Annotated in this window: 2 protein-coding genes and 2 pseudogenes; 1 reads left to right on the top strand and 3 read right to left on the bottom strand. The window is 71.3% G+C overall.

The window, feature by feature from the left end; all coding sequences use genetic code 11:
* The 3 genes and pseudogenes from D1643_RS11870 to D1643_RS09065 all read right to left on the bottom strand — a co-directional run.
* Positions 1-2,088: pseudogene (locus D1643_RS11870) on the bottom strand (hypothetical protein); the annotation flags it as partial.
* Positions 2,089-2,332: 244 nt separating this feature from the next.
* Positions 2,333-4,090, bottom strand: a complete 1,758-nt coding sequence (locus D1643_RS09070) for an FAD-dependent oxidoreductase (RefSeq protein WP_201751056.1) — start codon at positions 4,088-4,090, stop codon at positions 2,333-2,335.
* Positions 4,091-4,327: 237 nt separating this feature from the next.
* Positions 4,328-5,173: pseudogene (locus tag D1643_RS09065) on the bottom strand (sulfide/dihydroorotate dehydrogenase-like FAD/NAD-binding protein); the annotation flags it as partial.
* Positions 5,174-5,468: 295 nt separating this feature from the next.
* Between D1643_RS09065 and D1643_RS09060 the strand changes: the two are divergent.
* Positions 5,469-6,392, top strand: coding sequence for a CorA family divalent cation transporter (locus D1643_RS09060; RefSeq protein ID WP_160710314.1), 924 nt, complete (start codon positions 5,469-5,471; stop codon positions 6,390-6,392).
* Positions 6,393-6,898 lie beyond the last annotated feature (506 nt).

Raw genomic sequence — 6,898 nt, 5'->3', positions numbered from 1 at the left:
GGCGGGAATGGGGGCCGCCGCAGCCGCGGGGGCGGGAGCGGGCACCGCCGCAGGCGCGGGGGGCGCGTCGGGGGCGGGGGCAGAAGTCGCAGGGGACGCATCAGGAGCGGGGGCGGAAGTCGCCGCAGTCGCGGAGTCGGAGGCGGGGGCGGGGACGGCAGGAGCGGGCACCGCCGCAGTCGTGGGGGCCACGGCAACGGCAGCGGCAGCGGGCGCGGCGAGCGCGGAAGCCGTGGCGCGTACTGCAGCGGCGAGGTCGGCGGCGGCGAGCGCACGGGGGCTATCGGGCGTGTAGCAGACGAAGGCGTCCGCCAGCGGAGCGACCGCCTCGATCATGGCCGTGTAGTCCTTGTCCGCCAGCACTCCCATGACGAGGACGACATTTCTATGACCTTTTTCGTCACCATAAGGAAGCATTGGCGCGGGGGCACCCGCGAGGACAATCGCATCGCAGGCGCCGGGCACGGGGGGTGAGGCCGGCTCGCCAGGCACCGGGGCAGCCGCGGGAACGAACGAGCCGAGCGGGGCGGAGGCGCCGAGCGGGGCGGTCGCGCCGCAGGCAGCGCGGGCGCTGCAATCACCGAGAGCGTCGGGAGCGCCGAGCGGGGCGGTCGCACCGCAAGCGCGAGGAGCGAGGGGCACGTCCGGCTCGCCAGACGCAGCGGAGCCGGAGGCACCGCGCCCGAGAGCCGCCAACAGGTCGGCGAGAGAATCTGCGAGCGCCTGCGCTCCTTGCGGATTGTGCCCCCCGTCGATGATGGTGAGGGGGCGCGCAGCCACCACCTCAAAGCGCCCTGGCCAACGCGCAGCGGCGACGCCCTCCCGCACAGCCTCCGGCGGGATGCGCCAACCGCGCTCGCGTAGCAATCGGAGCGCCTCGATGGCCAGCGCCGCGTTAGCTGGCTGGTAACTGCCCAAGAGCGCCGTCACGTAGTCGACGCTCTCGTACGAAAAATGCCGTACGAATGTTTCACGTGAAACACTCTGGAGTTGACTCGAAGCGAAACACGCAGAATCGCCAGTCCCTTTGTCGCCCCTGCGCCCCTCGACTTCGCCTCCGTCGCCCATAGAGCAAACGAATGTTTCACGTGAAACATTTTCCATACGCTCAGCCCCATGCGCCCCACGCTCGCGGCAAACGCCCCGTCCGTCTTCCGAAGGCCAGGCGTTCTCGGAAAGACCGATGCCCCCCGGAGAGCAGGCGCCCTCCGAGGGGAGGACGCCCCCGAGGGGCCCGGCGCTCTCGAAGAGGGCCATCCCCGAGGAAAGGGCATCGCGCGACGCGCAGTCGCCTGCGAACGCGGAAGCATCCCACGAGGCGCGCGCACCTACGAAGAGGCAGCTGTCTGCGGGCACCGAAGCGCCGTCGTCCGCAGACGTGGGGGCGCTCCCCTTTCCTTGGTGCAACTTGAGGGGCTCTACCTGGAGCGATTCGAAGTTAGGTATAGATAACTCACAGCCACGGGCAGCGCAGGCCTCGCGAACGACGGCGAGGGCCTCGGGGGCCTGGGGCCAGCTGGCCACGGGGACGCCGGACTTGATGATGCCGCACTTCTCCCCCGCCACTGCCGCCAGAGTATCGCCGAGGAGCGCCGTGTGGTCGAGACCGATGCACGCGATGACGCAGACCTCGGGCGCATCGATGACGTTGGTCGAGTCGAGACGGCCGCCGAGCCCCACCTCCATCACGACGATATCGCAGCCGACGGCACGGAAGTGCACGAGCGCCACGGCGCACATGAGCTCGAACTCGGTGGGATGATCGCCCGTCTCGCGCTCGAGCGCCTCGGCCTGCTCGCGCACGAGCAGGGTGGCGCGCGCGAGGTCGTCGCGAGAAATGTCGGAGCCGTTCACGCGGATACGCTCTTCGAAACGCAGAATGAAGGGGCTCGTGAACAGGCCCGTCCGATAGCCCGCGGCCTGGAGCACGGCTGCCAGGTAGGCGCACGTCGAGCCCTTGCCGTTGGTGCCGGCCACGTGCACAAAGCGCAGCGCATCTTGAGGACGGCCCAGCCGGTCGAGCAGCGCGCGAATGCGCTCAAGCCCCAACCGCGAGGCCTGCCAGCGCGGCGTGTTGATGTACGCCACCGGATCGAACGCGTCAACGGAGTCCGACGCCGCCCGCGCCCGCGCGCCCGCGGCCCCCGGCGCCTCACACGCTTGCGCGCCCGCGGCCTCCGACCCTTCGCGAACGTGAGCGCCCGCGGCCCCCGACACCGCCCAAGCCCGCGAGCCCACGGCCTCCGGCGTCTCCCGCACCTGCGAGCCCCCGGCTTCCGGCGTCTCACGGGCCTTCTCGCCCCGCTCTCCCTGCGTCTCCCGCATTCGCACGCTAGGCCTTCGCAGCCTCGATCAGCGCGGCGGCCGCTGCGCGGGCGGCCACATCAGGGGCGATGCCGGCAGCCACGAGGGCGGCGGCCAGGGCGGCCTGCTCGTCGGCGGCTGCCGCGTCGTCGGGCGCCACGTCGGCGGGCTCGTCCTCCACGGCCGCCTCGGCCGCGAGCGCCTCCTCCGCCTCGGCGCGTTCCTCGCCGGCGGTCTGGGCCGCGAGCGCGCCGATTGCGGGGCCTTCGGGGTTCAGGTACGCCGCGATGCCCGCAGCCGCGCGCTTGCCGGCGCCCATGGCCAGGATGACCGTAGCCGCGCCCGACACCGCATCGCCGCCGGCGAAGACGCCCGGCACCGAGGTGGCGCCCGTCTCCTCGTCCACCACGATGAGGTTGCGCGACGTCGTCTCCAGCCCCGGCGTCGTCTGCGCGATGAGCGGGTTGGTCCGGTTGCCGATGGAGATCACGAACATGTCGCAGCCGATGACGTGGTTCGACCCCTCCACCTCGTGCGGGCGCCGCCGCCCGCTCTCGTCGGGCTCGCCCAGCTCCATGGAGACCACCTCCACGCCCGTGAGCCAGCCCGCGTCATCGCCGATCAGGCGCACGGGATTGTTGAGCGTGGCAAACCGCACGCCCTCCTCCTCCGCGTGGCGGATCTCCTCCAGGCGGGCCGGCATCTCCTCGCGGCTGCGCCGGTAGACCACCGTCACGTCGGCGCCGAGGCGCTTGGCCGTGCGCGCGGCGTCCATGGCCACGTTGCCGCCGCCCACCACCACGCAGCGCTGGCCGGCGAAGACGGGCGTCTCGTACTCGGGGAACTCGTAGGCGCGCATGAGGTTCACGCGCGTGAGCAGCTCGTTGGCCACGCACACGCCGTTGAGGCCCTCGCCCTCGATGCCCAGATAGCTGGGAAGCCCGGCGCCCGTGGCCACGAACACGGCGTCGAAGCCGCGCTCGCTCCTAAGCTCCTCGATGTCGAAGATCTTGCCCACCACGGTATTGACCTCAAACGTCACGCCCAGCTTCTCGATGGCGGCCACCTCGCGCGCCACGAGCGCCTTGGGCAGGCGGAACTCGGGGATGCCGTAGGTGAGCACGCCGCCGACGGCGTGGAGCGCCTCGAACACCGTGACCGACGCGCCGTACTTGGCCAGCTCGCCGGCGCAGGTGAGCGACGCAGGCCCTGACCCCACGACGGCCACGCGGAACGCGGAGAGGTCGGTTCCCGGCGGGATGACGGGCACGGCCTTGCCGCCGAGCGGGGTGATCTCCTCGTCAGCCGCGGCGGCCCCGTCCGGATGCGCGAGGGCGGCAGCGCGGGCGGCGCGGCGCTCGGCCAGGGCGCGGGCGGCCTCTTCCGAGTGCTCCTCCGCCCAATCGGCGATGAAGCGCTCGAGCCGGCCGATGCCCACGGCCTCGCCCTTGCGGCCGCGCATGCAGACGCCCTCGCACTGCGACTCCTGAGGACACACGCGCCCGCAGACGGCGGGCAGCGCGTTGGCGTCGCGCACCGCCGCGTAGGCGGCCGCGAAGTCGCGACGGGCGATGTGGCCGATGAACTCACGCACCGGCACGCCCACCGGACAGCCCGCCACGCAGGGGCGCGAGTTGCACTGGATGCAGCGCCGCGCCTCGTTGACGGCGCGCTCGGCGTTGTAGCCGAGCGACACCTCCGCGAACGTGTGGGCGCGCTCGGCGGGGTCGAGCACGGGCATGGGCGTCTTGTAGCCCTGGCGGTTGTAGTTGACCATCTTCGCCATGGCCTACTCCCCCTTCCCGTCGTGGCCGAACCGATCGGCGCCGGTCTGCTCGGCCTCGGCGGCCGCAGCGGCGGCCTCGCGCGCGGCCTTGGCCTCCAGCGCGGCGCGCACCTTCGCCGCCTTCTCAGGCTCCATGGCGGCCAGCTGCGCCTCGGTGGCGGCATCGAGCGTGATGCGGCCCTTCGCCCCGCGACGAGCGCCGCCCTCCTCCGCCGCGCGTAGGCCGGCGGCCACGTCGCAGTCGCGGGCCTCGGACGCCAGGCGCTTGGCCATGGCCGTGCGCGCCGACCCCTCGTAGCCCTGGTACATGACGCCGCGGCGCATGGCGTCGTCGAAGTCCACCAGGTGCCCATCGAAATCCGGCCCGTCCACGCAGGCGTGCAGGTACTCGTCGCCCACCTTCACGCGACAGCCGCCGCACATGCCCGTGCCGTCGATCATGAGCGGGTTGAGCGACACGAGCGTGCGGATGCCGTAGGGCTCGGTGGTCTTGGCCACGAACTTCATCATGATGACCGGCCCCACGGCCAGCACCAGGTCGTAGCCGGCCCCCTCCTCGATCCACCGCTTGAGCGGCTCGGTCACCACGCCCTTGTTGCCGTTGGAGCCGTCATCGGTCATGACGATGGAGCGGCTGGCCACCGCCGCCACCTCATCCTCGAGCAGCACGAGGTCGGCGGTGCGAAAGCCGGTGATGACGTCCACCTCGCAGCCGTGCTCGTGCAGCCACTTGGCCTGCGGGTACGCGATGGCAGTGCCGAGGCCGCCGCCGATGACGCAGGCGCGGCGAGCGCCCTCGAGCTCGGTGGGGTTGCCGAGCGGCCCGACGAAGTCCCGCAGCGCATCACCCGCCTTGAGCGTGGCCAGGCGCATGGTGGTGGCGCCGACGGCCTGAAACACGATGGTGACGGTCCCCGCCTCGGGATCGCAGTCGTTCATGGTGAGCGGGATGCGCTCGCCCACCTCGTCGATGCGCAGCATGATGAACTGCCCCGGGCGAATCTTACGCGCGATGTCGGGCGCGCGAACGACCATGCGGGTCACCTCGTCGTTCAGCGCCTCGACGCTCTCGATTGGGTACATGCGGGCCCCTTCCCCATGGTTGAGACATCCCTCCGCGCCGGGCGACGGGCACCGGCCGAGGGAAGCGGCGCGACGGACGGCGCCCCCTCGGCACGCCCGCCGCACCATCACGATGATCTGGGCGAATTATAGCGAAACCCCGCTGCCCGGCCCTGGTTTTGTAGCGAAAACGAGAAGTCCACGAACTGCCCACAGAACCGCGGCGCGCACGGCAGCGCGCCTATAATCGAGGTGACGGGGCGCTGCCGCCCAGGCGCCGGCGCAACGGGGGACGCACGATCAGAGAGGAGGCGCCGTGACCGTTCGCTACGAGCTGCGAGACAAGATGACCGAGGTCTCGGCCAAGGAGGCGCGACGTGCCGACGTTCCCGTGGTGGAGGCGATCTCCTCCGACGCCTTCCGCACGCTGCCCGGCATCGAGCGCGACGGGGCCGAGGCGCTCAAGTCCCTCGAGGCGTCCGAGACGAGCTACGTGGAGGTCTACCCCGGCTTCCTGGCCGGCTCCTTCGCCGTGCCCGACAAGGCCGACCCGACCGGCGATCCCCTCCTCTTCTCGTTCTACCTGGAGGAGAGGCACCTCATCTTCATCGAGGACGGCACCCTGGCCGAGAGCATCCTCGCCACCCTCGCCAAGAGCGGCGTCATGCGCACCATGGGCACCGCCCACTGCCTCTACCTGTTCTTCAAGACGCTGCTCATGGACGACCTGGCCTACCTGGGCCGGCTCGAGGACGCCATGGAGGACGCCGAGGAGGCGATGATCGAGCAGGGCGCCGACATCCCCACGAGCAAGATCATGGCCTACCGGCGCACCTCGTCGCGGCTGGGCACCTACTACCAGCAGGTGGCCGCCATGGCCACCATCATCGCCGATGACGAGAACAAGCTGATGGACCCCGAAGACGCGCGCGCCTTCACCCGCGTCTCCAACCTGGCCGACCGCCTGGTCAACCGTGCCGAGATCATCAAGGAGTACAGCGGCCAGCTCCATGAGCTGCACCAGACGCGCATCGACCTCAAGCAGAACTCCATCATGCAGACGTTCACCATCGTGACGGTGCTGTTCGCGCCGCTCACGCTGATCACCGGCTGGTTCGGGATGAACCTGACGGTGCTGCCCGGCGTGGACTGGCCCTGGATGGCCGCTGCCCTCGTCGCGCTGGCCGTGGTCACCACGAGCAGCTTCCTCGCCTACTTCCGCTGGAAACACTGGCTGTAGCGCCGCGCGCGGACGCGGCGGGCAGACGCCGGGGCGCCACCGCCACGTTTTCGGCCTCCGATGGCACTAATCGGCAGTTTGGTACGGTGCGCGACGCCAAGGTCGGCGTGCCGTCCGAAGCCGACCTGGGAAAACGCCGAGGACATGAGGGCGGCGACCGCCGAAACGCCCTACTGTGGCGCTGCCAACCGTACCAAACTGCCGTTTAGTGCCATTTCGGCGCGAAAAAGTGGCAGCGAGGGCGGGAGACCGGGTCGCGGGATCGGGGCACAGGCCGCTGGGGCGAGCGCGAGGAGTCGGGATGCGGGACCGGGGCGCGGGGGTAGGACGCGGGGCCACGGGATCGGGCACAGGGGCCGGGGCGCGAGGCGCGAGGAGCCAGGATGCAGGGGCGGGACGCGCGAAGCCGGGGCGCGGGGGGAGGTAAGACGCGGGGCCACGGGATCGGGCACAGGGGCCGGGACGCGAGACGCGAGGAGCCAGGATGCAGGGGCGGGGCGCGGGGG

Origin of the sequence: Enterorhabdus sp. P55 (assembly GCF_009911695.1) — a bacterium.
GTDB lineage: Bacteria > Actinomycetota > Coriobacteriia > Coriobacteriales > Eggerthellaceae > Enterorhabdus.
The sequence above is the reverse complement of the archived record's forward strand: the minus strand, read 5'-3'. Positions and strand labels throughout refer to the sequence as shown.